This window comes from gamma proteobacterium symbiont of Scutellera amethystina (assembly GCF_059730845.1).
The window spans coordinates 1386527-1411876 of sequence record NZ_AP035935.1 but is presented as its reverse complement, the minus strand read 5'-3'; the positions used below and the strand labels follow the sequence as shown (position 1 = coordinate 1411876).

Annotated in this window: 24 protein-coding genes; 5 read left to right on the top strand and 19 right to left on the bottom strand. The window is 59.7% G+C overall.

Annotated elements, in window-relative coordinates; genetic code table 11:
- Positions 1-77 precede the first annotated feature (77 nt).
- Positions 78-947, top strand: a complete 870-nt coding sequence (locus AC6I79_RS06450; protein WP_159378553.1) for an MBL fold metallo-hydrolase — start codon at positions 78-80, stop codon at positions 945-947.
- A gap of 56 nt (positions 948-1003) precedes the next feature.
- Here AC6I79_RS06450 and budC read toward each other — a convergent pair whose 3' ends face one another.
- Positions 1004-1768, bottom strand: a complete 765-nt coding sequence (gene budC / locus AC6I79_RS06445; protein WP_021509195.1) for a meso-2,3-butanediol dehydrogenase — start codon at positions 1766-1768, stop codon at positions 1004-1006.
- A gap of 281 nt (positions 1769-2049) precedes the next feature.
- Between budC and AC6I79_RS06440 the strand changes: the two genes are divergently transcribed.
- Genes AC6I79_RS06440 through AC6I79_RS06430 form a run of 3 tightly spaced genes read left to right on the top strand, consistent with a single transcriptional unit; the run spans position 2050 to position 5774 of the window.
- Positions 2050-2796 carry a gluconate 2-dehydrogenase subunit 3 family protein gene (locus AC6I79_RS06440; RefSeq protein WP_159378652.1) on the top strand — a complete coding sequence of 249 codons (747 nt, stop codon included), beginning with the start codon at positions 2050-2052 and terminating at the stop codon, positions 2794-2796.
- Entirely contained in the window at positions 2797-4563 is a 1767-nt protein-coding gene (locus AC6I79_RS06435) for a GMC family oxidoreductase (protein ID WP_104188552.1), read from the top strand.
- On the top strand, positions 4560-5774 hold the full coding sequence (locus tag AC6I79_RS06430) for a cytochrome c (RefSeq protein WP_159378554.1): 1215 nt from the start codon (positions 4560-4562) through the stop codon (positions 5772-5774). Before AC6I79_RS06435 ends, AC6I79_RS06430 begins: the two co-directional genes overlap by 4 nt.
- Before the next feature lie 49 nt (positions 5775-5823).
- Here the strand turns inward: AC6I79_RS06430 and AC6I79_RS06425 are convergent, their stop codons facing one another.
- Genes AC6I79_RS06425 through dalD form a run of 3 tightly spaced genes read right to left on the bottom strand, consistent with a single transcriptional unit; the run spans position 5824 to position 9998 of the window.
- Positions 5824-7104: an MFS transporter gene (locus AC6I79_RS06425; RefSeq protein ID WP_021509191.1), complete on the bottom strand. Its 1281-nt coding sequence runs from the start codon at positions 7102-7104 to the stop codon at positions 5824-5826.
- A 29-nt stretch (positions 7105-7133) separates the two neighbouring features.
- A complete protein-coding gene (gene xylB / locus AC6I79_RS06420; protein ID WP_104093065.1) occupies positions 7134-8603 on the bottom strand; it encodes a xylulokinase in 1470 nt (489 codons plus the stop codon).
- A gap of 12 nt (positions 8604-8615) precedes the next feature.
- On the bottom strand, positions 8616-9998 hold the full coding sequence (dalD, locus tag AC6I79_RS06415) for a D-arabinitol 4-dehydrogenase (RefSeq protein WP_262264412.1): 1383 nt from the start codon (positions 9996-9998) through the stop codon (positions 8616-8618).
- A gap of 196 nt (positions 9999-10194) precedes the next feature.
- Here dalD and AC6I79_RS06410 point away from each other — a divergent pair, with 196 nt between their 5' ends.
- Positions 10195-11142 carry a sugar-binding transcriptional regulator gene (locus AC6I79_RS06410; protein ID WP_031280034.1) on the top strand — a complete coding sequence of 316 codons (948 nt, stop codon included), beginning with the start codon at positions 10195-10197 and terminating at the stop codon, positions 11140-11142.
- A gap of 102 nt (positions 11143-11244) precedes the next feature.
- Here AC6I79_RS06410 and hisP read toward each other — a convergent pair whose 3' ends face one another.
- The 15 genes from hisP to AC6I79_RS06335 form a co-directional block, all read right to left on the bottom strand.
- Entirely contained in the window at positions 11245-12018 is a 774-nt protein-coding gene (gene hisP, locus AC6I79_RS06405) for a histidine ABC transporter ATP-binding protein HisP (protein WP_021509187.1), read from the bottom strand.
- A gap of 8 nt (positions 12019-12026) precedes the next feature.
- A complete protein-coding gene (locus AC6I79_RS06400; RefSeq protein WP_021509186.1) occupies positions 12027-12743 on the bottom strand; it encodes an ABC transporter permease in 717 nt (238 codons plus the stop codon).
- Complete coding sequence (locus tag AC6I79_RS06395; protein ID WP_058785603.1) at positions 12740-13426, bottom strand: histidine ABC transporter permease HisQ; 687 nt, start codon at positions 13424-13426, stop codon at positions 12740-12742. Before AC6I79_RS06395 ends, AC6I79_RS06400 begins: the two co-directional genes overlap by 4 nt.
- Before the next feature lie 194 nt (positions 13427-13620).
- Positions 13621-14403 (bottom strand): lysine/arginine/ornithine ABC transporter substrate-binding protein ArgT, encoded by a 783-nt coding sequence (gene argT, locus AC6I79_RS06390; RefSeq protein ID WP_031280032.1) that lies wholly within the window; start codon positions 14401-14403, stop codon positions 13621-13623.
- 274 nt (positions 14404-14677) lie between these two features.
- Complete coding sequence (locus AC6I79_RS06385; protein WP_058769895.1) at positions 14678-15247, bottom strand: UbiX family flavin prenyltransferase; 570 nt, start codon at positions 15245-15247, stop codon at positions 14678-14680.
- A gap of 113 nt (positions 15248-15360) precedes the next feature.
- A complete protein-coding gene (gene purF, locus AC6I79_RS06380; RefSeq protein WP_021509182.1) occupies positions 15361-16878 on the bottom strand; it encodes an amidophosphoribosyltransferase in 1518 nt (505 codons plus the stop codon).
- Between the two features lie 33 nt (positions 16879-16911).
- Positions 16912-17397: a colicin V production protein gene (gene cvpA / locus AC6I79_RS06375; RefSeq protein WP_021509181.1), complete on the bottom strand. Its 486-nt coding sequence runs from the start codon at positions 17395-17397 to the stop codon at positions 16912-16914.
- A gap of 250 nt (positions 17398-17647) precedes the next feature.
- On the bottom strand, positions 17648-18397 hold the full coding sequence (dedD, locus tag AC6I79_RS06370; RefSeq protein WP_058769894.1) for a cell division protein DedD: 750 nt from the start codon (positions 18395-18397) through the stop codon (positions 17648-17650).
- Complete coding sequence (folC, locus tag AC6I79_RS06365; protein WP_282996321.1) at positions 18387-19655, bottom strand: bifunctional tetrahydrofolate synthase/dihydrofolate synthase; 1269 nt, start codon at positions 19653-19655, stop codon at positions 18387-18389. The genes dedD and folC overlap by 11 nt, the downstream gene beginning before the upstream one ends.
- 72 nt (positions 19656-19727) lie before the next feature.
- Positions 19728-20636, bottom strand: coding sequence for an acetyl-CoA carboxylase, carboxyltransferase subunit beta (accD, locus tag AC6I79_RS06360; RefSeq protein WP_021509178.1), 909 nt, complete (start codon positions 20634-20636; stop codon positions 19728-19730).
- A 132-nt stretch (positions 20637-20768) separates the two neighbouring features.
- Positions 20769-21431 carry a DedA family protein gene (locus AC6I79_RS06355; protein WP_010617492.1) on the bottom strand — a complete coding sequence of 221 codons (663 nt, stop codon included), beginning with the start codon at positions 21429-21431 and terminating at the stop codon, positions 20769-20771.
- A gap of 27 nt (positions 21432-21458) precedes the next feature.
- On the bottom strand, positions 21459-22271 hold the full coding sequence (gene truA, locus AC6I79_RS06350) for a tRNA pseudouridine(38-40) synthase TruA (RefSeq protein WP_264442512.1): 813 nt from the start codon (positions 22269-22271) through the stop codon (positions 21459-21461).
- Positions 22271-23281, bottom strand: coding sequence for an aspartate-semialdehyde dehydrogenase (locus AC6I79_RS06345; RefSeq protein WP_058758420.1), 1011 nt, complete (start codon positions 23279-23281; stop codon positions 22271-22273). The genes truA and AC6I79_RS06345 overlap by 1 nt, the downstream gene beginning before the upstream one ends.
- 77 nt (positions 23282-23358) lie before the next feature.
- Positions 23359-24495 (bottom strand): 4-phosphoerythronate dehydrogenase PdxB, encoded by a 1137-nt coding sequence (gene pdxB, locus AC6I79_RS06340; RefSeq protein WP_498027635.1) that lies wholly within the window; start codon positions 24493-24495, stop codon positions 23359-23361.
- 57 nt (positions 24496-24552) lie between these two features.
- Positions 24553-25332: an AraC family transcriptional regulator gene (locus AC6I79_RS06335; protein ID WP_021509174.1), complete on the bottom strand. Its 780-nt coding sequence runs from the start codon at positions 25330-25332 to the stop codon at positions 24553-24555.
- Between the last annotated feature and the right edge of the window lie 18 nt (positions 25333-25350).

Genomic DNA, 25350 nt, shown 5'->3' with positions numbered 1-25350 from the left:
ATCGCGCTAATCAGCTGCGAAAATTGCCGCGTTATTTTGTTTAACGTGAACGAATAAATTAGCGCACAGAGATCATTATGAGCCAGGCAATATTTTCATACACCACAGGGAAATATCAGGTCAGCGCCATCAGCGACGGCACTATGCAAGCCAGTCTGAGTTTATTAACGGATATCCACCACGACGATGCGGTCGATCTGCAACGTCAGGCAGGCATAGCACAGCCGGGCGACATCCATGTGTTTTGTTATCTGATCCGCGGTCAGGGACGCGTGATTCTGGTGGATACCGGGATGGGAAAACGCGATGCGCAGAGCGGCAAACTACTACCTCATCTGCAGCTGGCCGGGGTAACGCCGGACGACATCGATACCCTGTTATTAACCCATGCGCACCCCGATCATATTGGCGGCTTGCTGGACAGCGCGGGTCAGCCGGTCTTTCGCCATGCCCGGCTCTGCCTCAGCCACAGCGAAGCCGCCTTCTGGCAGGATGATGCGGCGATCAGCCAGCTGAGTGAACGCGCGCAGTTAAACGCGGCGCTGGTGCGGCGCACGCTGCAGGCTTATGGCCCGCGGCTGCAGCTGATGGCGGATGAGGAGATCAGCCCGGGAATCCGTGCGCTGGCGTTGCCCGGTCATACTCCGGGGCATTGCGGGTTTCGCATTGATTCAGACGGCGAGCGTTTATTGATTTGGGGTGATATTGTGCATTACCCGCCTGTTCAGCTGGCCTGCCCGCAGGTTTCCATCGCCTTCGATATCGATCCCGTCATGGCCAGAGAAACGCGCCGGCGTATTTTGCAGCAGGTGGCAGCGGAAAATACGGTGATTGCCGGCATGCATTTTGGCGCGTCTGGCTTTGCCAGAATCGTGGCGTTAGCGAACGGCGGTTATACGGCCAGCTATGTGTCAGCGTGTCACGATGGCGAAGCGCGTGAGCCATGACCGACTAACAGGCGGATTGACGGTGACATTACACCTGATTCTCCGCCTATTATCTCTTACGCCTGTTTCGGCTGGCCGTTCGACGCCGTCAGACCGCCATCGACCGGCAGGTTAACGCCGGTGATATAACGCGCATCGTCGCTGGCGATGAAAGCAATCGCGCTGGCGATATCTTCCGGTTCACCGGCGCGGCCCAGCGGAATACGGTCATAGAAGCGTGCGAGCAGCGCCTCATCGTTTTTCATCTCTTCGGTGAGATCGGTGAAGGTAAAGCCCGGGCAAACGGCGTTAACGCGCACGCCGTCCGTGCCATAATCCATCGCCAGCGCACGGGTAAAATTGGTCACCGCGCCCTTGGCGGCGTTGTAGACACTCATGCCCCAGTCGCCGCCCAGTCCGGATACCGACGAGGTATTCACCACGTTGCCTTTACTGTTGAGCAGCGCGGGCATAAAGAAGTGGGTGCAGTAAAATACACCGTCGAGGTCAGTGCTCATCAGCGATTTCCAGTCCGCTATCGACACTTCGTGAATTTTGCCCTGCACGATGCTGCCGGCGTTATTCACCAGCACATCCACGCGTCCATACTGCTGCTGCACTTGCTCTGCCAGCTGTTTAACCTGATCCGCATCGCCAACGTCGCAGGGTGCCACCAGATGCTTCTCGCCGCTCAGCGTGCTCAGCACCTGCTCCAGCTTGTCGCGGGTTCTGCCCACCAGCACCACCTGTGCGCCTTCACTGGCGAAACGCTGCGCCGCTGCGGCACCAATGCCGGATCCGGCTCCGGTAATCACCACCACTTTCTCTGCAAAGCGCGACATATTTCCTCCTGGTTATTTCGTGGTTGAAACGGTTAAGCCTGGCAGCCAGCGCGCTGAGTTCAAGCGAAGCCTGCAGATTTAACGTGGCGCTTAGTTCAGAAAAAAACCGGCGGATTATCAAATAGTGCACTTTTTTGTACGGTTATTGGTCGTCACCACCCAGCCCGTCTACAGTTAACATTCGCCATAAAAATTTACAAAAACTGAAGATTCCGGACCGCTGTGCCGCCGCGCACGCCGGCCGGTTACGCCTTATCTTGTTACTCTGTCTGGAAGCGATGATGAAAAAACGAGCCAAAACCCTGCCCGGTGTCACACGACGCCAGGTGCTGACCTGGTCGACGCTGGGCGTTGCCGCTGGCGTCACCCGCGCCGCCGATGCTGTCTCCCTCAAGGGCGCTCCCGGCTGGACACCCTTCGCCGATAACCCACCGGAACAGTTCCAGGCTCAGGGCTGGCTGTTCTTCACCGAAGAAGAAGCGCGCACCGTGGAGGCCATGGTTGAGCGCATTATCCCGGCGGACGAGCTGAGCGTGGGCGGCAAAGAAGCCGGCTGCGCTGTCTTTATCGACCGCCAGCTGCACGGCTTTTATGGCACCTTCGAACGTCTCTACATGCAGGGCCCGTTTCAGCAGGGCACCACCGAGCAGGGCGACCAGTCGCCGCTGGTGCCGCAGCAGCGCTATCGCCAGGGGCTGGCGGCGCTCAACCGCTACGTGCAGCAAACCTCGCAAAAGAACTTTGTCGATCTGACGCCAGCGCAGCAGGACGCGCTGCTGGCAGACATGGAAGCCGGTAAGGTGCATTTCAGCGGCTTTGATGCGCAGTCGCTGTTTCTCGAGGTGCTGAACAACACCATGGAAGGTTTCTTTGCCGATCCGATCTACGGCGGCAACAAAGACATGGTGTCGTGGAAGATGCTGGGCTTTCCCGGCGCGCGCTACGACTATCGCGAATACATTGAGCGCCATAACGAAAATCTGGGCTTAGAGCCGATCAGCATTGCGCAATGGAAAGCACGGGGATAGATGATGAAGAAATTACCGAAAACCGATGTGGTGGTGATTGGTCTCGGCTGGGCCGGATCGATTATCGCCAATGAACTGGCCGACGAAGGCCTGGAAGTGATCGGCATTGAGCGCGGCCCGTGGCGCGACACCGCGCGCGACTTCAATATTGGCACCGTCACCGACGAGCTGCGCTACGTGATGCGCGAAGAGCTGATGCTACGTACGCGGCAGAACACCTGCACCATGCGCAACAATCCGTCGCAAACCGCCCTGCCGATGCGCACCTGGGGCTCGTTCCATCCGGGCAACGGCACCGGCGGCGCGGGCAATCACTGGGCCGGCATTACCTTTCGCTTTCAGCCGGAAGAGTTTCGCCTGAAAAGCCACCTGACCGAACGCTACGGCGCCAGTGCCATTCCGGATGAGCTGGTGCTGCAGGACTGGGGCACCAGCTGGGAAGAGATGGAGCCGCACTACATGCAGTTTGAGCGCGTGGCCGGCACCTCGGGTTACGCCGGCAATATTCAGGGAGAGAAACGGGCGGGCGGCAATCCGTTCGAAGGTGCGCGGTCGGCCGACTATCCGACGCCGCCGCTGCGCCAGCCCTATGGTCCGACGCTGTTTGCCGAAGCAGCAAAAAATCTCGGCTACCAGCCCTTTCCGGTGCCCTCCTCGCTGGTCTCCGAGGCGTACACCAATCCCTATGGCGTCACCATGGGTCCCTGCACCTTCTGCGGCTTCTGCACCAACTACGGCTGTGCCAACTACTCGAAAGCCAGCGCCATCACCACCGTGCTGCCGGCGCTGATGCGCAAAGAGAACTTTACCGCGTACACCAACTGCGAAGTGCTGGAAGTGCTGACCGATGCCAGCGGCAAACAGGCCACCGGCGTCACCTACATTGATTCCTCCGGCGATAAGTGGGAACAGCCAGCCGATCTGGTGATCGTCGCCGCCTTTACCTTTGAAAACGTGCGCCTGATGCTGCTCTCCGGCATTGGCCAGGCTTATGATCCGGTCACCAATAAAGGCACCACCGGTCGCAATTACGCCTACCAGACCGCCAACGGCGTCACGCTGTTTTTTGACAACAAAAACTTTAACCCGTTTATCGGTGCCGGCGCGGTGGGCATGGGCATTGATGAATTCAATAATGATAATTTTGACCACAGCGGTCTGGGCTTCTTCGGCGGCGGCAGCATCCGCGTGACGCCCATCGGCTCGGCACCGATTGGCTACCGGCCGCTGCCGCCCAACACGCCCAAATGGGGCTCGAAGTGGAAACGCGCGCTGAAAGATAACTACCTCAGCACCATGTCGATTGGCTGCGAGGCCAGCAGCTACACCACGCGCACCAACTATCTGTCGCTCGATCCCAACTACAAAGATCCGCATGGCCGACCGCTGCTGCGCATTACCTTCGACTTTGCGGCGAACGATCTGAAAATGGCGCAGTACTGCACGGGTAAAGTGGCGGAAATCGCTAAATCGATGAACCCGCGCGAGATGATTGTCAAACCGATGACCGGCCACTGGAGCAGCGTGCCGTATCAGTCGTCGCACGTGGTTGGCGGCTTTATCATGGGCAGCGATCCCTCAACCAGCTCGGTCAATAAACATCTGCAGGTGTGGGATGTACCGAACCTGTTCGTGGTGGGCGCGTCAGCCTTTCCGCAAAACCCGGGCTATAACCCGACCGGCACCGTCGGCGCGCTGGCATTCAAAGCGGCGCATGCGATTCGTCACTACTATCTGCAACGTCCCGGGGAGATGATTACCGCATGAAAACACGCCTCTCTCTGTGCGCTGCCGCGCTGCTGCTCACCAGCTTTGTGTCTCACGCCCAGCCGGAATACGATCAGTACGCGCGCGGCAGCTATATCGCCACGCTGGCGGACTGTACCGCCTGCCACACCGCCGATCCGCAGCAGCCGTTTGCCGGGGGCGTCAGGTTGCAGACGCCGTTTGGTACGCTGGTCGGCGCTAACATCACGCCGGACCGCGAAACCGGCCTCGGCAACTGGCGCTATGAAGATTTCCGCCGCGCCATGACCGAGGGTATCGGCCACGGCGGCAAGCGGCTGTACGGCGCGATGCCGTTCACCGCGTACACCAAAATGTCGGATAAGGATCTGCAGGATTTGTGGGCATGGATGCAGACGCTGCAGCCGATACACAACCCGGTCGAGACCAATCAGCTGCCCTTCCCTTTCAACATCCGCACCAGCCTGATGGTGTGGAACTGGATCAACTTTGACCGGGGCGCGTTCCAGCCGGACGCCCGTCAATCCGCCCAGTGGAATCGCGGTGCGTATCTGGTGCAGGGCGCGGGCCACTGCGGCACCTGCCACACGCCGAAAAACCTGCTCGGCGGCGATAAAAATGGCGCGTTTTTGCGTGGTGAAGTGGTCGAAGGCTGGATGGCGCCGGACATCACCGCGAACCCGCACAGCGGGCTGGGCAAATGGAGCCAGCAGGATATCGTCAGCTACCTGCGTACCGGCGTGAACCGTTTCGATATCGCTTCCGGTCCGATGGCCGACGCGGTGCGTCACTCCACGCAGCACTGGCGCGATGAAGATCTGCAGGCGGTGGCGGTGTACCTGAAAAGCGGTGAATCGCGTGATGAGCAAGCGCCCGCCGCACTTGCCGCGACGGACGATCGCATGAAGCTGGGCGCGCAAATCTATGCGGCGAAGTGTTCAGCCTGCCACAGCCCGGGCGGTCGCGGTGAGAAGAATATCTTCCCGCAGCTGGCGGACAATCCGTTGCTCAATCAGGATGATGCCACCTCGCTGATTCGGGTGGTCGCCGCCGGCAGTCGCGGTGTCGATACCGATGCCCGCCCCACGGCACCGGCAATGCCGGCCTTTGCCGGCACGCTGGGTGATGAGGAGATCGCCGCAGTGGTGAGCTACATCCGCAACAGCTGGGGAAATGCCGCCGCACCGGTCAGCGCTGACGACGTGAAGAAAGTGAAACAGAAGCTGGAATAGCGCCGTGTCAGCACCGGCAGCGGCGGCTGCCGGTGCGACAGGCTCAGCTTTAGCTGCGCTGCTGCACCACCGACGACTTCACCGCTGACGCCTCTCGCGTGTGTCCCGGTTGCGGCACACGGATAATAAAGGTCAGCACGCCGGCGAACAGGTAGAGCGCGGTATAGGCCCACACCACCCCGACGATATCGAAGAACGGCAGCAGCAGTGAAGCAATTGCCGGGGCCACAAAGTTACTCAGCCCGGCCGACAGATTGTAAATCGATACCGCTGCGCCCTTGTGATGCGGTTCCAGCGTCGGGAACACCGCGGTCATCGGCACAAAGGCAGCGACAAAGATCCCCAGCATAATCGCCGGAATCAGCGCCACCCAGAAGTTATGCCCGGCATACAGCGGCAGGTAGTAAAACGCCAGGCTGGAGATCGCCATACCGAGACAGCCGAACCAGCGCACCTGACGGATCCAGCCCAGCTTCTCACCGGTAATGCCCCAGAAAATATTGGTAAAGATGGTGACGAAGAAGAACACCGCCCAAATCTGCAGCCATTCGGAGATGGTAAAGCCGAGCCGATCGACAAACAGCAGCGGCATGATGATGGCAAAACCAAACAGCGACAGCGTATTGATGATGCGGATCAGGCAGGCATAAAACACATGCTGGTTGGTGAACAGAATGGTTACGGCACGCGACATCTCCGTCATCTTATCGCGCAGCGGCAGATTAACGCGGGAACGGTCCACCGGCACGTTGCGCAGGCTGAAGTAGGCCAGCACGCCGCCGCACGCCACCCAGACAATCGCCAGCCATAAGGTGCCGGTTTCGCCCAGCATCGGGATGGTCAGGCTCGGCAGATAGCTGCCCACCACGCCAATCCCCACGGAGTACATCGCCCAGAACCAGCCGGTGGCGGCGGCCAGCTTGTCACGCGGCAGCACCTGCACCAGCATCATCATGAACGAGTAGATAAACAGCGGATAGGCCAGGCCGCGAATGCCGTAGAACAGCACCATCAGCGGATAGTTACGCAGTCCGAGCCCCAGCGACATAAACAGCGCATGCATGACGATCCACAGCACAAAGCCAATCATCATAGCGCGCTGCGGCGTAATCAGCTCCGCCACCACGCCGGAGGCCCACGCCGCCAGCGCGGCGGCCAGACCATAAAAGGTAAACACCACCGCCGACTGGGCCGGCGAAAAGCCCATGTCAGTGATGTGGCGCGAGAGAAACGCCATTTCGAAGCCGTCGCCGGCCATGAAAATGGCGATCGCCAGAAAGCCCCAGAACATCTTTTTCGGTAAGCCAAACCAGTATGCGTTCGATTGCATGACAATCTTCCTTCCGTTCGCTAATCCGATCAGGCAGGCAGCAACGCGCGCGCCTGCTGTTGTTGTACATAGAGTTCACGGAACAGGCGCAGCCGCTGCTGCAGCACGGCCCCGCGCGCCGCATCGGGCTGATAGCGCGCCTGCACCGGCGGCTTCAGGCACACGTCGGCTTCGCTGCCGCCGTCGGCCAGCCACGCCAGTCGCGCCGCACCCAGCGCGCCGGAGGCGCTGGCCGGATGGGTCACTATCGGCAGCTGCAGCACGTCGGCAATCAGCTGCGCCCACAGCGTGCTGCGCGCACCGCCGCCGGTCAGGCTGCACTGCTGAATCTGCTGCTGCGTATCGCCCAGCACCGCCAGACCATCCGCCAGGCCAAACGCTACGCCCTCAATCACCGCATAGCCGAGCAGCGCGCGCGGCGTTTCGTGGCGCAGATGGAAAAATGCCCCGGTCGCCTGCGGATCGTTATGCGGCGTGCGTTCGCCAGAGAGATACGGCAGAAACAGCGGTGCCTGACGCAGCTGTTCCGCGCTGAGCTGTGCCATCTCGTCCATCAGTTGGCTTTCGGTGACCGACAGCAGATTGCACAGCCAGCGCAGACAGCTGGCGGCGCTGAGCATCACGCTCATCTGGTGCCAGCGTCCCGGCAGCGCATGGCAGAAGGCGTGCACGCCGGATTGCGGATCGGCGCGCAGCCGATCGTTAACCACAAAAATCACGCCCGACGTGCCGAGCGAGATAAAGGCATCGCCCGCATTAACCGCGCCGACGCCCACCGCCGATGCGGCATTATCACCGCCGCCGCCGGCCACGCTCACCGTGGCGGCTAAGCCCCATTCGCTGGCCAGATCGGCGCGCAACGTGGCGCTGACCGCGCTGCCCTCAACCAGTTCGGGCATCTGTGCGCGCGTCAACCCGCTAATCGCCAGCAGTGCGTCAGACCAGTCGCGCTGCGCCACGTCGAGCCACAGCGTACCGGCGGCGTCCGACGGCTCGCTGACAAAGCGCCCGGTCAGACGCCAGCGCAGGTAATCTTTCGGCAGCAGCACCTTGTCGATGCGGCGAAAGATTTCGGGCTCATGTTCCGCCACCCAGTGCAGTTTCGGCGCGGTAAAGCCGGGCATAATCAGGTTGGCGGCGATTTCCATCATCTGCGGATGCTGCTGGCGCAGCGCATCACACTGCGCCGCGCTGCGCGTGTCGTTCCACAATATGCACGGCCGCAGCACCTCACCGGCGGCATCCAGCAGCACGGCGCCGTGCATCTGACCGGAGAGACCGATGGCGCGAATTGCGGCCCACGCGTCCGGCGCCTGCTGGCGCAGCCCGGCGATCGCCTGACCACAGGCCTGCCACCAGCGCTCGGGATCCTGCTCCGCCCAGTGCGGATGCGGGCGCTGCACGCTGAGCGTGGCGTGATTCGACGCCACAATCTCGCCCTGCGGGTTAACGATCAGCGCTTTGAGTTCTGAGGTGCCAATATCAATGCCGAGATACATGATGTGCGCTCCTTACACCGTCGCCGGCTGCAGCAGCTGCTGCTCTATGGCGTCTACGCTGCGCGTCACCAGCGCATGAAAAGCACGGTCATCGGCCAGTTCGGCAAACAGCGCGCGGTCGCTGAGGAAGGTTTGTAGCGCATTCTCGCCGCTCAGCTGCTGGCGCAGCGCGTCAGCATTGAGCACGCCATCCTGATACGCATACGGCAGCTGGTTGCTGGCCCAGCGTTGCAGGAACAGGTAGAACAGCGCCGGCAGCACGGCGGTAGCGGTCGGTTCTGCGCCGCGCTGATAGCATTCGCGCAGCGTTGGCGTCACCATGCCGGGAATCTTCGACAGCCCATCGGCACCAACGCGCTGGTTGGTGTCTTTGATGTAGGGATTGCTAAAGCGCGCCAGCACCACGTCGCGGTAATCCGCCAGATCGAGCGGGCTGGGCGACAGTGACGGGATCACGTCCTGCGTGATGTAGTCATACGCCAGCTGATAGATCGCGGGCTGCCGCGTGCTGTCATCAATGTAGTCATGGCCGGTGAGCGTGCCGGCCCAGGCAATCGCCGCGTGCGTGGCATTGAGAATGCGGATTTTCGCCTCTTCCCACGGCAGCACCGACGCCACCAGCTCCACACCCACCTTTTCCAGCGCCGGGCGTCCGGCGATGAAATCATCCTCAATCACCCACTGGATAAACGATTCCGCCATCACCGCCGCGCCATCGTCTCTACCGGTGGCCGCTTTGACGCGTTCGGCAACATCCGGCGTGGGGCGCGGCGTGATGCGATCCACCATGGTGTTTGGCGAAGTGGTGTTATCGCGCACCCAGCTGGCCAGCGCGTGGTCGCCCTGCGCGGCGAGAAACGCCAGCATGCCGTGACGGAAACGTTCGCCGTTGTGACGCAGGTTATCGCAGTTGAGTAGCGTGACCGGCGCACCGCCACTGGCCACGCGCTGGCGCAGAATGCGGGTCAGCGCGCCGTAAATAGTGCGCGCCTCACCACGGAGATCGGCCTGAATATCCGCCTGGCTGAGATCGAGTTCATGCGCCGGCGTCAGGTAGTAACCCGCTTCGGTCACGGTAAAACCGATCACTTTTGTCTCAGCGCTGGCGCCCTGTGCCACCAGCGCGCTGATCTCCGCGTCCCACGGCAGGATGGTGCGCAGCGAAGTAATGGTTTCATACGCGCGCTCGCCCTCCGGCGTCACGGTTTCCAGTACGTACTCGCCGTTTTGCGCCTGCAGCTGGTTGAGCAGCGCTACCGCATCGCCGCGGATGTTGCCGAGCGCGATGCTCCAGCTGTCATCGCCCTGCTGGTGCAGCTGGTGCAGATACCACGCCTGATGCGCGCGGTGAAAAGAACCTGCGCCGATATGCATCCACACTGATTTCGTCGTCATAGTCGCCTCGAAATAAACATTTGCCACAATGGAGGGCATTTGCCCGATGAGGCGTAGCATAGTCGCCGGCGGGGCGATCGTTCTGCGATATCCATCACATTTAATACTTTTGCTCTTTTTTAGGGCTTTTGCTCAGTTAACGCTTCAGGGGCAAGACGCGATAAACTGGCGCATCGGAGTTTGACGGAACAAGGCGATGAGCAGAGAAGAGAAGAAGCAGGAGCTGGCAGCGCGGGCAGCGTGGATGTATTACGTGGCGGGCGTCACGCAGCAGGAGATTGCGCGCGCGCTGGGCTTATCGCGGCAGGTGGCACAGCGGCTGGTCTCCAGCGCGCGTGAAATGGGCATGGTCAGCGTGAAGATTGACCATCCGGTCACGCACTGCCTGCATCTGGCGCGCGAGATCGAACAAAAGTTTGGCCTGACGCTGTGCCGCGTGGTGCCGTCAGCCGGGCTGGATGATGAGGCGATTCAGCAAATGCTGGCGGTGGAAGGTGCGGCGGTGATGGCGCAGTTTATCAACGAAGAGACCCCGCAGGTGTTTGGCATCGGTTCCGGCAAAACGCTGCGCTCGATGATTGATGCGCTGCCGTGGGTTGAACGGCCACAGCATCAGTGTGTGTCGATGATCGGCGCGATTGCGCGTGACGATTCCGGTACCCGCTACGACGTACCGCTGAAAATGGCGGAGAAGATGCAGGGCAAATATTTCTTCATTCCGGCGCCGCTGTATGCAGACACGCCGCAGGATAAGACGATGTGGGTGCAGCATCAGGTCTATCAGCGCGTCACCCAGCGTGCGCTGCAGGCGAACGTGGCGTTTGTCGGCATTGGCGAAGTGATGCCGGGCTGCCCGCTCAATGCCGAAGGCTTTATCACCGATGCGCAGGTAGAAGCGCTCAACGCGCGCGGCGTGGTGGGTGAAATGCTGGGGCATTTTTTCAATCAGCAGGGAGAGCGGGTGTACGGCGAAACCGACGAGCTGCTGACCAGCGTGCTGCTGGAGAGCCAGACGCAGCGCAATATCATCGGCTTTGCCGGCAGCGCGCGCAAATACGCAGCGATTCACGCTGCGCTGCACGGCGGCTGGATCTCCGGGCTGGTGACGGATGAAGACACCGCGCTGAAACTGCTGCATGATTAATTAAAAATTTCTGTGATTCGTCACGGCGCGATGTATCGCGCGGATTTGTCCGCCGCATCGCCGGGAAACGCGCAATACATTGCGCCGCAACGGTTCAAAAACCTATTTCAACGATCCCTTCAAAAACTGCTGCAGGCGCGGACTTTTCGGGTTGCCGAACAGTTCGTCTGGCGCGCCCTGCTCTTCGATTTTGCCCTGATGCAGGAAAATCACGTGGCTGGATACGTGACGGGCGAACTCCATCTCGTGCGTCACTACCACCATGGTTTTGCCCTCTTCGGCCAGCTTCTGCATGATGCGCAGCACTTCGCCTACCAGCTCCGGATCGAGCGCTGAGGTCGGCTCGTCAAACAGCAACACTTCCGGCTCCATCGCCAGCGCGCGGGCAATCGAAACACGCTGCTGCTGGCCGCCTGACAGATGCACCGGGTATTTGGCACGCGCGCGCGCATCAATACCGACTTTATCGAGGTATTTAATTGCCCGCTCACGCGCTTCGGCTTTGCTCAGCCCCAGCACCTGAATCGGTGCTTCAGTGACGTTATCCAGCACCGTCATGTGGCTCCACAGATTAAAGTGCTGAAACACCATGGTCAGCCGGGTACGCAGCGAACGCAGCTGCTCCTTGTTGGCCACTTTCAGCTGGCCATCGGTGTCGCGCACCAGGTTTATCGCCTCGTTGTTAACCGCGATGGTGCCTTCACTCGGCTTTTCGAGGAAGTTGATGCAGCGTAAAAAGGTACTTTTCCCTGAACCGGACGAGCCAATAATGCTGATCACATCGCCGGCGTTAGCCTGCAGCGACACGCCCTTCAGAACTTCATGTTCACCGTAACGCTTATGCAGTTCGGTAACGCTTAATTTATTTTCAGCCATAGTCATACTCAGTGCGACGAAGAGGGTTTCACATGCGCGAGGAAGCGGCGCTCCGCGAGACGGAACAGGCTAATCAGCACGTAAGAGATAATCAGGTACAGCACCGCAGCGATGCCGAACGCGGTGAACGGCTGATAGGTCGCCGAGTTGATATCGCGCGCGATTTTTAGCAAATCCGGCACGGTGGCGGTGAACGCCAGCGCGGTGGAGTGCAGCATCAGAATCACTTCATTGCTGTAGGCGGGCAGCGCGGTGCGCAGCGCCGACGGCAGAATGATGCAGCGGTAAAGTTTAAACGGCGAGAAACCATAGGCGCGCGCGGCTTCGATTTCACCGTGTGGCACGGCGCGAATGGCACCGGCAAAAATCTCGGTGGTATAAGCACAGGTGTTCAGGGTAAATGCCAGCAGCGTACAGTTCAGGCCGCTGCGGAAGAAGGCGTTCAGCAGCTCGGAGCCTTTCACCACCTCCAGCGTGTACATGCCGGAATAGAACACCAGCAGCTGCACATACAGCGGCGTGCCGCGAAACACATAGGTAAACAGCCACACCGGCGTGGAGATATAGCGATTTGGCGACACGCGCGCGATGGCCAGCAGCACCGCAAGGCTGCCGCCAATTACCACGGAAAGAATCAGCAGCCACAGCGTGATGGCCACGCCGGTAAAACGGTAACCGTCGGTCCAGAGCAGTTGTTTCCAGTACTCCTGAATAATCTCGATCATAACTCTGCCCTTTTCACCCCTACCGAGTAGCGGCGTTCAAGCCACCACAGCACGCCGTTGGACAGCGTGGTAAACACCAGATAAATCACCCCGGCAACAATCGCGAAGTAGAACGGTTGCCAGGTACTTTTGCCGGCCAGCTGCGTGGCTTTTACCACATCTTCAAGGCCGAGCAGCGACACCAGCGCGGTGGCTTTGAGGATCACCTGCCAGTTGTTGCCGATGCCGGGCAGCGCAAAGCGCATCATCGCCGGGAACAGAATGCGACGGAAAGTTTGCGCGCCGGTAAAGCCGAAGGCGGTGGCGGCTTCAATCTGCCCTTTCGGCACCGCGAGAAACGCGCCACGGAAGGTTTCAGTAAAGTAAGCACCATAGATAAAGCCGAGCGTAATAATACCGGCCACCATCGGGTCGATATCAAACTGTGCCATGCCGAGCGCATCGGTTACGGCGTTGAGGGCAATCTGCAGACCGTAAAAGATCAGCAGCATCAGCACCAGGTCGGGCACGCCACGGATTAGCGTGGTGTAGCCTTCAAAAATCATCGCCAGCGGGCGATTGCGGGAGAGTTTGGCACCGGCCCCTATCAGGCCCAGCACCACGGCCAGCACCACCGAGCTGAGCGCCAGCTCAAGAGTCACCAGCGTGCCTTTGAGAATTACTTCAGAATAGCCATACAACATGGGTTCGATCCTGTCGTGAGGGAAATAAACAAACGCTGTCCAACAACACACGGACAGTCCTGACCAGGGATGTGAATCACGGAAGGATGGTGGCAAGCGTATGAACTCCGGGAGTTTACATAAGTAAGCGCCCGGAGTGAATAGTTATGACCCACGTTAGCGTGACTCAATACACCCGTTCAGGAACAGGAGTCTTAATCGCCGTAAACGTTGAAATCAAAGTACTTCTTCGCAATCTTGTCGTAGGTACCGTCTTTTCGCATGTCGTTAAAGGCTTTGTCGATGGCAGCTTTCAAATCAGCGTCATCTTTACGCAGGCCCATACCGGTGCCGACGCCAAAGATTTTGTCATCTTTCACCGCCGGACCGGCGAAGGCGTAGTTTTTTCCGACCGGCTGCTTAAGGAAGCCTTCGCTCGCCTGCACTTCATCCTGGAACGCCGCGTCAATACGGCCAGCATTCAGGTCCTGATACACCAGATCCTGGTTGGCATACGGCGTGACGGTCACCCCTTTTGGACGCCAGTATTCATTGGCGTAGGTTTCCTGCGTGGTGCCCTGCAGCAGACCAATGTTCTTGCCCTTAAGCGACTCAATGGTCGGCTGCAGTTTAGACCCCTTCGGCGCCACTAAACGCGCGTTCGCTGCATACAGTTTTTCCGAGAAGGCGATCTCTTCCTGACGTTTCTCGGTGATCGAGAGTGAAGAGATGATGGCGTCGATCTTCTTCGCTTTCAGCGACGGGATCAGCGCATCGAAATCACTTTCCACATAAGTACATTTGGTCTTGATACGCTTACAGATCTCGTTGGCCAGGTCGATATCAAAGCCAACCAGCTGGCCCTGCGCGTTCTTGGACTCAAACGGCGGGTAAGTTGGATCGGTCCCGATGCGCAGCGACTGCGGTACCGCCGCGAACACGCTCGCAGCGCCGGACATAGCCAGCATCAGAGAAAGAGCCAGAACTCGCTTTTTCATAGGTAACCCTCAAGTGAAGTGCTTATTGTTATGTGGTGCGTGATGTGTTTGCGCTGAATGTTTTGCAGGTTTCATGCCAGTTGTGCAAATCGGCGAAACTGTGCGCAGGCGCACTAAATACCGCGTCCATCTGGGACGCAAGCACTTAGTTTGTGAGGGAAATATAACAGCGGTGTGAGGAAGAAAAAGTGAGATTGTTAACTTTTGGTGCACAAGATGCACGAACAGTGATCGGCCCCGCGCTTTTGCACGCATTCAGTGCATTATTGCACCATCATGCACCCTGCCAGCGGGTAAACAGATCTTCCGGCAGCTCGATATCAAACTGATCCAGCACGCGGTTGACCGTCTGATCAATCAAATCGTCGATGCGCTGCGGGCGGTGATAAAACGCCGGCACTGGCGGCATAATCAGCGCCCCAAGCTCGGCGGCGGTGGTCATCATGCGCAGATGACCGAGATGCAGCGGGGTTTCCCGCACGCACAGCACCAGCCGGCGCTGCTCTTTCAGCACCACGTCGGCGGCGCGCGTCAGCAGACTGTCGCTGTAGCTGTGCACAATGCCCGACAGGGTCTTCATGGAACATGGCAGAATTGCCATACCCAGCGTTTTGAACGAGCCGGACGAGATGCTGGCGGCGATATCGCGCACATCGTGCACCACATCGGCCAGTGCCTGCACGTCACGCAGGCTGTAATCGGTCTCCAGCGCCAGCGTCTGCCGCGCCGCCGGGCTCATCACCAGATGGGTTTCCACTTCGGCTAACGGTTGCAGCACCTGCAGCATACGCACGCCGTAGATCGCGCCGCTGGCGCCGGAAATACCAATGATGAGTCGTTTCATAATTCAGCCTTGCTGCAAAAGAGTGCGCCAATAATAGCCGCTCCGCCGCCATAAATACAAAAACAAACATGGCGGGATTGCGCCCGCCCTGTTTCGTCTGCCTGAGACTGACCTTAACCTTCGTTATGCAGTTCCAGGTTTTCCACTTCGTTCTGACGCGCAATCGCTTTGGCATCGTCGTTACGCAGGGACTGCAGATATTCCAGATACTGCAGGTCAACGTCTTTGGTGACGTAGATGCCGTTGAACACTGAGCATTCGAACTGGGCAATATCCGGGTTCTCTTCACGCACCGCGTCGATCAGATCCTGCAGATCCTGGAAAATCAGCGCATCGGCTTTAATCAGCTGACGAATCTCTTCCACTTCACGGCCGTGCGCAATCAGCTCGGTAGCGCTCGGCATATCGATGCCGTAGACGTTAGGGAAGCGGATTTCCGGTGCCGCCGACGCCAGATAGACGCGCTTCGCGCCCGCTTCACGCGCCATCTCGATAATCTGCTCAGAGGTGGTGCCGCGCACAATCGAGTCATCCACCAGCAGCACGTTTTTATCGCGGAACTCAGCGCGGTTAGCGTTGAGCTTACGGCGCACCGCACTGCGGCGCAGCTGCTGGCCCGGCATAATAAAGGTACGGCCCACGTAGCGGTTTTTCACAAAACCCTGGCGGTACGGCTTATCAAGAATACGGGCGATCTCGAGCGCGGTATCGGTCGAGGTTTCCGGAATCGGGATCACCACGTCAATATCAAGATCTTCCCACTCGCGGGCAATTTTCTCGCCCAGCTTGGTGCCCATGCGCACGCGTGCGCTGTAGACGGAGATCTTGTCGAGGAACGAGTCCGGACGCGCAAAGTAAACGTACTCGAACAGGCACGGATTGCTTTTCGGGTTCTCTGCGCACTGGCGCGTCGAGAGCTGACCCTGCTCGGTGATGTACACCGCTTCGCCTGGCGCAACGTCACGAATAAATTCGAAGCCGAGCGTATCCAGCGCCACGCTCTCTGAGGCCACCATGTATTCAGTGCGGCCATCGGCCAGCTCACGCTTGCCCAGTACCAGCGGACGGATACCGTTAGGATCGCGGAACGCAACCATGCCGTGACCGATAATCATCGCCACCACGGCGTAAGCACCGCGCACCTGCTGATGCACCGCCGCCACGGCAGCAAAAATGTTGTCAGCTTCCAGCGGATAGTGCTGAAAACGATCCAGCTCCTGAGCAAAGATGTTGAGCAGGATTTCGGAATCTGAGGTGGTATTCACATGACGGCGACCGACTTCGAACAGCTGCTTGCGCAGTTCATGGGCGTTGGTCAGGTTACCGTTGTGAGCCAGCGTGATGCCGTACGGCGAGTTCACGTAGAAGGGCTGCGCTTCAGAGGCGCTGGAGCTGCCGGCAGTCGGATAACGCACGTGGCCGATACCCATGTTTCCCTGCAAACGCTGCATGTGGCGCGCTTCAAACACGTCGCTGACCAGGCCATTGGCCTTACGCAGACGGAAGCAGTTCAGCGCATCGATGGTACAAATGCCGGCGGCATCCTGCCCGCGGTGCTGCAGCACCGTTAACGCGTCATAGATCGACTGGTTTACTGGCATAAAACCGGTGATACCAACAATACCGCACATGTTGTCATTTCCTCATTAGCCGCACTCCCGGTGTTACCGGGGTAAAAAACTCGACGTGCTTTTCAGGTAATCGAAAAACCACCTGATGATGTAACTGAACTGGGGAATGAGTTGAGACTGTTGCCAGTCCGGACTTTTTGAAAAGCCGGTGAATGTATCAAGGAAGAAGAGAATGGCGGATACAATCAGCACGCCACGCAACGCCCCGAAACAGACCCCCAACACCCTGTCGGTTCCCGACAAGCCGGTTTTCTCAACCAGCGAGCCGATCACATAGTTCACGATGGCACCCACAATCAGGGTGGCAACGAATAACACCGCGATGGCGATGCCGTTGCGAACCAGTTCGTCGTCAAAACCTGTAAACCAGACTGCAAGGTAGGCGTAGTAATGACTGGCGACAAAAAACGCGCATCCCCAGGTAACAAGAGATAAGGCTTCCCGGACAAACCCGCGAATCAGGCTGACCAGAGCCGAAAAACCAACTACCGCAATAATGACGTAATCAATCCAGATCATGAACGCTTCCAGTACAGTGCATTTGCACCCCTGCATCCAGTTCGGGGCGCATTCTAACAGAAAAAGAAAACGTTTGCGTAGGGTTTTCCGGTTCTGTCCCGAGAAAAAGGGCGATGAAAAAAACTTTCCTCGCCCTTGTTGATGTCAGCCATTTAACCTGCTGATATTCCATAAATTTTCAGTAACGCTTCGCTAAAAAACACGCCAAAAGCCGCGCCTGTTTCTGCTATCGGCGCGGCTTATCAGTTGATCAGCGTGTGCTGTACGGCTTAACAACGCCGCCGAGGCCGGAGATGCCTTTCAGCTCGCCGAGTGCGCCCTGCAGTTTCGCTTTGGACGCATCCGGCCCCACGTAAATACGGGTGATCTGCCCCTGCACCGGCGTCGACGGCACGGTAAAGGCGCGATAGCCGGAGAGCCGCAGCTGCGCCACGATCTCATTCACTTTGGCGGCGTTCTTCAGCGCGCCGAGCTGTACCACATACGCCTGTCCTGCTGGCGCGGCCGGTTCGCTCTGCTTCGGCGTTTCCGCCGCTTTAGGTTGCTCTGTAGTTTTTGGCTGTTCTGTCGCTTTCGGTTGTTCTGCCGGCTTCGGTTTCGGCTGCTCCACCGGTTTAGGCTTCGGCTGCTCCACCGGCTTCGGCTTCACCTGCTCTGCCGGTTTCTGCTGCTGGTGCACCGGCGGCGGCGTCACGACGCTGGGCTGGCTGTTTTGCGCTGGCTGCGTGCTGCCGCTGGCGGCACTGCTCTGCGTTGCGCTGCTGGCGGGCGCCTGCTGCGCCGCGCTTGCCCCTTCCGGCGGCTGCGACGGCAGCGGCTGCGTCACCGGCGGCACCATTTCGCTGTCCTGCTGATCGTCAGGCTTTGGCACCAGCGGAATCGCCGCGAACTCCTCTTTATAATGCTTTTTCTTACCGTCCAGCAGACCCGGCAACACGATGACGCCAATCGCCACCAGAATCACCGTGCCCACTAAACGATTCTGAAACTTACTTGCCACTGCCGTTCTCCGCTGCCATCGATTGCATTACCTGCGCCACGGTGTGGAACGAGCCGCACACCAGAATCACATCGTCGGGCTGAGCCTGCTGCCGCGCCGCCTGCCACGCGGCTTCAACGCTCTGCCAGGCGCTGCCGCCCTGCAGATGCGCCATCAGCTCATCAGCGGACGCGCCGCGCGGGCCGTCGAGCGGCGCGCAGTACCAGCGGTTAACCTGCGGTGCCAGCGCGGCCAGCGTCCCGGCGATATCCTTGTCGTGCAGCATGCCAACCACCGCATGCACCGTGCCGTGTACCGGCAGCTCAGCGAGACGTGAAGCCAGATAATAAGCCGCATGCGGATTGTGTGCCACATCAAGGATCACGCGCGGCGCGGTGCTGACCGTCTGGAAACGTCCCGGCAGAATCGCCAGCGGCAGATGCTGACGAATCAGCGTCTCGCTCACCGTCAGGCCGGAAGCGCGCAGCGCCGCAATGGCGGTGGCCGCATTGGGGAGCGGCACCTGGGGCAGCGGCAGATCGCGCAGTTCACCCTGGGCATCCTGCAGCGTCCAAGTGTCGCCCTCGCGCTGCCACTGCCAGTCGCGGTTAATTTGTAACAGCTGCGCACCCTTCTCCGCGGCCACCTGGGCAATGGTGTCGGGCATATCGGCCTCGCCGACCACCGCCGGTTTACCGCCGCGGAATACGCCGGCCTTCTCGCGGCCGATGCTGGCGCGATCCGGCCCCAGCCAGTCGGTGTGGTCCAGCGCAATGCTGGTGATCACCGCCACGTCGGCGTCGACAATGTTTGTCGCATCCAGCCGGCCACCCAGCCCCACTTCCAGAATCACGACATCCAGCTGCGCTTCACGGAACAGATTGAGCGCGGACAGCGTGCCAAACTCAAAGTAGGTGAGCGAAATATCGCCGCGTCCGGCCTCAATGGCGGCAAAGCTGGCGCTGTGCCGGGCTTCATCCAGCTCAGCGCCCTGCACGCGCACGCGTTCGGTGTAACGCACCAGATGCGGCGAGCTGTAGACGCCAACGCGATAGCCTGCAGCCATCAGCAGGGTTTCCAGCGTACGGCAGGTAGTGCCTTTGCCGTTGGTGCCGGCGACGGTGAAGACAAACGGAGCGGGTTTTAGCAGGTCGAGGCGTGCGGCGACGCGCTGAATACGGTCCAGGCCCAGATCGATAGCCTGAGAATGCAGATGCTCAAGATAATGAAGCCACGTGGCCAGAGGCGACGTGGCTTGCGGGAGGTGAAGAGTGTCCATGTGCCCTGTTAGCTCTTTACGATGTGGTGCATGAATAAAAAGGCGCATCACTCTGCGCCTTTCGGTTGCCTGTCAGGCTTCGTTGCTCTCCGGCTCAGCCGCAGTCGGGCGATCACCATCCTGCAGCGGTGCCGGCAGGTTCATCATTTTCGCCAGCAGGCTGGCCAGCTTAAAGCGCATTTCCGGACGACGAATGATCATGTCGATCGCGCCTTTTTCGATCAGGAACTCACTGCGCTGGAAGCCCGGCGGCAGCTTTTCACGTACCGTCTGTTCAATTACGCGTGGGCCGGCAAAGCCGATCAGCGCTTTTGGCTCTGCGACGTTTAAATCGCCCAGCATCGCGAAGCTGGCGGAGACGCCACCCATGGTCGGGTCAGTCAGTACCGAAATATACGGCAGACCGCGCTCCTGCATTTTTGCCAGCGCCGCACTGGTTTTCGCCATCTGCATCAGCGACTGCAGCGCTTCCTGCATACGCGCACCACCTGAGGCGGAGAAGCAGATCAGCGGGCAGTTGTCTTCCAGCGCCTGCTCAACCGCACGCACGAAACGGGCGCCGACCACCGAGCCCATTGAGCCGCCCATAAAGGAGAACTCAAACGCGGCGGCCACCACCGGCATACCGTGCAGCTGGCCTTTCATTACCACCAGCGCATCTTTCTCGCCGGTCTCTTTCTGTGCCGCAACCAGACGATCTTTGTACTTCTTCGAGTCGCGGAACTTGAGCAGGTCTTTCGGTTCCAGCTCGCTACCCAGCTCTGTCATCGAACCTTCATCCATCAGGCTATGCAGACGCTCGCGCGCGTGCATACGCATGTGGTGGTCGCACTTCGGGCAGACTTCAAGGTTGCGCTCCAGCTCGGCGCGGTACAGCACCTGACCACAGCTATCGCATTTGGTCCACACCCCTTCCGGGATGCTGGCTTTGCGCGAAGGCGTGGTAGTGCTTTTATTCAGTATGCGTTCAATCCAGCTCATTGATGACCTTTCTGTTTAATGCTGACCTGGTCCAGTCTTGTCGTTACTGCTGAAATCACCTTCAGCAGGCCGTAAATGTCGCTCATTAAACCACAACCCGTTCACGCTGTGGATAAAAATCTGGTAACAGGCTTACTGCGACTTGTGCTGACGCGCCTGGCGGCGGTGACGCCACACTTCTATCACGCCTGGCAGTACCGAGACAATGATGATGCCGACAATCAGCAACTTAAGGTTTTCCTGCACCACTGGCAGGTCACCAAACAGGTAACCGGCATAGGAGAATAGCAGGACCCACAGCAGCGCGCCTGTCACGTTAAAGAGCGCGAAGTGGCGATAAGACATGTGTCCCATTCCCGCCACAAAGGGGGCAAAGGTTCGCACGATTGGCACAAAGCGCGCAAGTATAATGGTTTTGCCGCCGTGGCGATCGTAAAACGCGTGGGTTTTGTCGAGGTAGCTGCGGCGGAAAATTTTCGAGTTCGGGTTACTGAACAGCTTCTCGCCAAACAGCCGGCCAATGGTGTAGTTAACCGCGTCGCCGAGGATCGCGGCAATCACCAGCAGCGTCACCATCAGGTGCACGTTGAGGTCGTTGCCCGGCAGCGCCGCCAGCGCACCGGCGACGAACAGCAGCGAATCACCCGGCAGGAACGGCGTAACCACCAGCCCGGTTTCACAGAACAGAATCAGGAACAAAATGGCGTAAATCCAGATGCCGTACTGCGCCACCAGCTCGGCCAGATGCACGTCAATGTGCAGAATGAAATCGACGATAAAGTGGATAAACTCCATAACAGCTAACTCCCTGACACTTTCCGATTAAAATGAATCCGCGAGGAACAACGGTCCCAGCGCAGGCTGAGGTAACGCAAACTGAGCAGGGTAATCCACCGCCACCAGATACAGCCCTTCGGCTTTCGCCGTTGCCGCCGCCAGCGTGCGATCTTTTGCCGCCAGCAGCGTGGCCATCCACGTTTCCGGCTGATTGCCGCAGCCAATCTCCAGCAGACTGCCGACGATATTGCGCACCATGTGATGCACAAAGGCGTTGGCTTTGATATCCACAATTACGTACGGCCCCAGGCGCGTGACGTTGAGATGCATCACGTTGCGCCACGGCGTGCGCGACTGGCACTGCACCGCACGGAACGAAGTAAAATCGTTCTCGCCCAGTAAAGCCTGGGCGGCGCGGTGCATCTTTTCCGCATCCAGCGGATGGTAAAAATGGGTAATGCCGTTGCCGAGAATTGCCGGACGCAGCCGCTGGTTGTAGATCACGTAGCGATAACGGCGCGCGGTGGCGCTGAAGCGCGCGTGAAAGGTTTCCGGCACCGCTTTCACCCAGCGCACCGCAATATCGTCCGGCAGGTTGGCGTTCACGCCCAGCGTCCAGGCGCTGTCGGCACGCGAGGAGGTGGTCTCAAAATGCACCACCTGGCCGGTGCCGTGCACGCCCGCGTCGGTGCGTCCGGCGCAGAACACGTTCACCGGGTGATTGGCCACTTTCGCCAGCGCTTTTTCCAGCTTTTCCTGCACGCTGCGTACTTCATTCTGGCGCTGCCAGCCGTAGTAACGGCTGCCGTCATACTCAATGCCGAGCGCCAGCTTAAACGGGGTCGCGTCTTCCAGCATTAATACAGATACTCCTGCACCAGCTTCTCTGCGGTTTTCACCGCCATCAGCGCGCCACCGAAGCGGATGTTGTCGGCCACCGACCAGAACTGCAGCAGCTCCGGGATGCCGTAGTCATTGCGCACGCTGCCGATGCTCAGGGCTTCACTGCCGGAGGCGTCGCTGACCGGCGTCGGGTAATCACCGTCATCGCTCAGGCTGATATCGTCGGCGCGCGCCAGTTCGTCACGCGCTTCCTCCGCCGACAGCGGCCGCAGGTTTTCGATATAGACGATCTGCGCGTTGCCGTAGAATACCGGCGCCTGCACGCTGCTCACCGCAATCGGTAATCCTTCGTCCTGCAGCACTTTCCGTACCTGATCGACCAGCCGGCGCTCGCTCGCCACGCTGCCGGCACTGTCCGCCTGCTGCGGCAGCAGGTTGAACGCCAGCTGGCGGCCAAAATAGTGCTCATCGGCCGGTACGCCGTTCAGCAGCCGCGCGCTCTCACCGGCCAGGCCGTCTACTGCTGCTTTACCGTGGCTGGAGACCGACACCAGGTTGGTCACCTGCAGACGGCCTAAACCGGCGGTATCCACCAGCGGTTTGATGGCGCTTAACAGCTGGCTCACCAGCGCATCGGCCACGGTAATGATGTTGCGATTGCGGTAATCCGCCAGCACCTGTGGATTGACATCCGGCACCACCAGCGGCACGTCCGGCTCCAGCGCGAACAGGTCGCTGCTGTCGATTACCAGGCAACCCTGGCTGGCGGCGTCCTCGGCATAACGCGCCGACGCCTCGCGACCGGCGGTAAAGAACGCCAGCTGCGCCTGCGACCAGTCAAATTCCGCCGCGTCCTGCACGCGCAGCGAGCGGCCATCAAAACGCACGCTTTCGCCGGCGCTGTTTTCACTCGCCAGCAGATACAACTCACCAACCGGGAACTGGCGTTCCGCCAGCAGTTCCAGTACAGCGTTCCCTACTGCGCCTGTCGCGCCTAGTAGCGCAATATTCCAGCCGTCAGACATGTTGGTTTACTCCAGACAATGACATAAAAAAGAGAGGCGATGACATGCATCGCCCATTAATTCAGAAAAATCAGAGATTAGTGATTCGCCTGCAGCGTGGCGCTGAAGCCAAGCTGACTGAGCAGCGCCGCGCTCTCCGCCTCATCACAGATCACCTGCAGCGAAGACCACTCGCGGCGCTCGACATACTGCTTGCGCAGGCGATCAAATTCGCCCGGCTGCGCGGCCACTTTGCGCAGCGGCGCATCGTCGCGGCGCACATCATACACCAGATGCACCAGGCGTTTCAGCGTCGGCTGATCGAGCTTGCCGTGCAGCGTAAGGGTGCCAAACTCGGGGCGCGGCAGCAGCGTGTCCAGCGCCACCTGCTGCGGCTGACCAATAAATTCGCTCCACGCCTCAAACACCTGAGTGGTACCGCGCGCTTTCCCTTCAAGGGTATAACCGGCGATATGCGCAGTGGCGATATCGACCTTGTCCAGCAGATTGAGGTTGAGATCCGGCTCCGGTTCCCACACGTCCAGCACCACGCTGAGATCGTTACGCAACCGGAGCACCTCCAGCAGCGCGGCGTTATCCACTACCGGACCCCGGCAGGCATTGATCAGAATGGTGTTGGGGCGCAGCGCCATCAGCAGCGCGGCATCCGCCAGATGCCAGCTTTTGTAGCGGCCGTCTTTAAACAGCGGCGTGTGAAAGGTCAGGATATCGGCCTGGGCCACCAGCGCGTCGAGCGAGTGGAAATCTTCGTCATCGCCGCGATCGGCGCGCGGCGGATCGCACAGCAGGGTTTTTACTCCCCACGCGGCGAGGCGTTTAGCCAGCCGTCCGCCCACGTTACCGACGCCGACGATGCCCACGGTGCGATCGCGCAGATCAAAGCCGTCGCGTTCGGCCAGCAGCAGCAGCGCCGAGAACACATACTCCACCACCGCAATCGCGTTACAGCCCGGCGCGGCCGAGAAGCCGATCCCGGCCGCCGTCAGCGAGGCATCATCGATATGATCGGTGCCGGCAGTGGCGGTGCCGACAAACTTCACCGGCGTGCCGGCCAGCAGTGCGGCATCCACTTTGGTGACGGAGCGCACCATCAGCGCGCTGGCATCCTGCAGTTCGGCTGCCGGCAGCGGGCGGCCCGGCACCGCCACCACCTCTCCGGTGCGGCTGAACAGTTCACGGGCGTAGGGCATATTTTCATCGACGAGAATTTTCACGGCGGCGGTCCTGTCTGCTTGAAATAAACGGGGCATATCATGGCACAAAGCCGGGGATTAACCTAACCGACTGCGATAGCGATCCGGCGTGGTGCCGGCCTGCTGCTGAAACATCACGATCAGCGCGGAGGCGGAACTGTAACCCAGCTCGTGGGCGATGCCCTGCACGCTGCAGCCCTGCTCCAGCAGCGCAATCGCGCGCAAAAAGCGTAAACGCTGGCGCCACTCGCTGAATGACATCTGCAGCTGCTGCTGACAGCGCCGCGCCAGCGTACGCTCAGTGGTAAACACGCGCTTCGCCCATTGTGCCAGCGTGGTGTTATCACCCGGGTTCTCTTCCAGCGCGCGCAGAATCGGTGCGAGGAATTTATCGTCGGACATCGGCAGATAGCTGGTGTTCACCGGTGCAAGACGCAGCCGATCAATCAGCACTTCGCACAGCCGCCAGTCGGCGTCGCTTTGCGGCTGCTCCAGCGCGCGGCGGGCAAAATCATTCATGATGGCGTGCACGATGGCGTCCACGCTCAGCAGGCAGGCTTTCTCCGGCATGCCGGCGCATAAATCCGCGGCAAGGTTGAAGGTGCGAAACTGCGCCTGACAGTGGTTGTAGCTGCTGTGGCGCTGGCCCGGCGGGATCCAGATCGGCATTTCGGCCGGCGTCAGCAGCCGCTCGCCCTCCACTTCCATCTCCAGCACGTGGCTGGTGACAAATATCGCCTGGCCCCAGTCGTGCTGGTGCGGCAGGTATTCGGTTTTGGCGTTGGTTTGCTCATAGCGCATGAAAAAACGCAGCAGCGGCGCGTCGCGCGGTGGCTGATACTCAACCTGAAGATTCATTCTGTCCGGTCACTAACG

Bases quoted from the DNA above. Each gene is read 5' to 3' on its own strand.
- AC6I79_RS06335 (WP_021509174.1), bottom strand. From the start codon at position 25,332: ATGAATCTTCAGGTTGAGTATCAGCCACCGCGCGACGCGCCGCTGCTG.
- AC6I79_RS06440 (WP_159378652.1), top strand. From the start codon at position 2,050: ATGAAAAAACGAGCCAAAACCCTGCCCGGTGTCACACGACGCCAGGTG.
- cvpA (WP_021509181.1), bottom strand. From the start codon at position 17,397: ATGATCTGGATTGATTACGTCATTATTGCGGTAGTTGGTTTTTCGGCT.
- AC6I79_RS06385 (WP_058769895.1), bottom strand. From the start codon at position 15,247: ATGAAACGACTCATCATTGGTATTTCCGGCGCCAGCGGCGCGATCTAC.
- AC6I79_RS06345 (WP_058758420.1), bottom strand. From the start codon at position 23,281: ATGTCTGACGGCTGGAATATTGCGCTACTAGGCGCGACAGGCGCAGTA.
- truA (WP_264442512.1), bottom strand. From the start codon at position 22,271: ATGCTGGAAGACGCGACCCCGTTTAAGCTGGCGCTCGGCATTGAGTAT.
- AC6I79_RS06400 (WP_021509186.1), bottom strand. From the start codon at position 12,743: ATGATCGAGATTATTCAGGAGTACTGGAAACAACTGCTCTGGACCGAC.
- AC6I79_RS06355 (WP_010617492.1), bottom strand. From the start codon at position 21,431: ATGGAGTTTATCCACTTTATCGTCGATTTCATTCTGCACATTGACGTG.
- purF (WP_021509182.1), bottom strand. From the start codon at position 16,878: ATGTGCGGTATTGTTGGTATCACCGGTTTTATGCCAGTAAACCAGTCG.
- AC6I79_RS06450 (WP_159378553.1), top strand. From the start codon at position 78: ATGAGCCAGGCAATATTTTCATACACCACAGGGAAATATCAGGTCAGC.
- xylB (WP_104093065.1), bottom strand. From the start codon at position 8,603: ATGTATCTCGGCATTGATATTGGCACCTCAGAACTCAAAGCGCTGATC.
- AC6I79_RS06410 (WP_031280034.1), top strand. From the start codon at position 10,195: ATGAGCAGAGAAGAGAAGAAGCAGGAGCTGGCAGCGCGGGCAGCGTGG.
- AC6I79_RS06395 (WP_058785603.1), bottom strand. From the start codon at position 13,426: ATGTTGTATGGCTATTCTGAAGTAATTCTCAAAGGCACGCTGGTGACT.
- budC (WP_021509195.1), bottom strand. From the start codon at position 1,768: ATGTCGCGCTTTGCAGAGAAAGTGGTGGTGATTACCGGAGCCGGATCC.
- dalD (WP_262264412.1), bottom strand. From the start codon at position 9,998: ATGACGACGAAATCAGTGTGGATGCATATCGGCGCAGGTTCTTTTCAC.
- AC6I79_RS06435 (WP_104188552.1), top strand. From the start codon at position 2,797: ATGATGAAGAAATTACCGAAAACCGATGTGGTGGTGATTGGTCTCGGC.
- AC6I79_RS06430 (WP_159378554.1), top strand. From the start codon at position 4,560: ATGAAAACACGCCTCTCTCTGTGCGCTGCCGCGCTGCTGCTCACCAGC.
- accD (WP_021509178.1), bottom strand. From the start codon at position 20,636: ATGAGCTGGATTGAACGCATACTGAATAAAAGCACTACCACGCCTTCG.
- hisP (WP_021509187.1), bottom strand. From the start codon at position 12,018: ATGGCTGAAAATAAATTAAGCGTTACCGAACTGCATAAGCGTTACGGT.
- folC (WP_282996321.1), bottom strand. From the start codon at position 19,655: ATGGACACTCTTCACCTCCCGCAAGCCACGTCGCCTCTGGCCACGTGG.
- argT (WP_031280032.1), bottom strand. From the start codon at position 14,403: ATGAAAAAGCGAGTTCTGGCTCTTTCTCTGATGCTGGCTATGTCCGGC.
- AC6I79_RS06425 (WP_021509191.1), bottom strand. From the start codon at position 7,104: ATGCAATCGAACGCATACTGGTTTGGCTTACCGAAAAAGATGTTCTGG.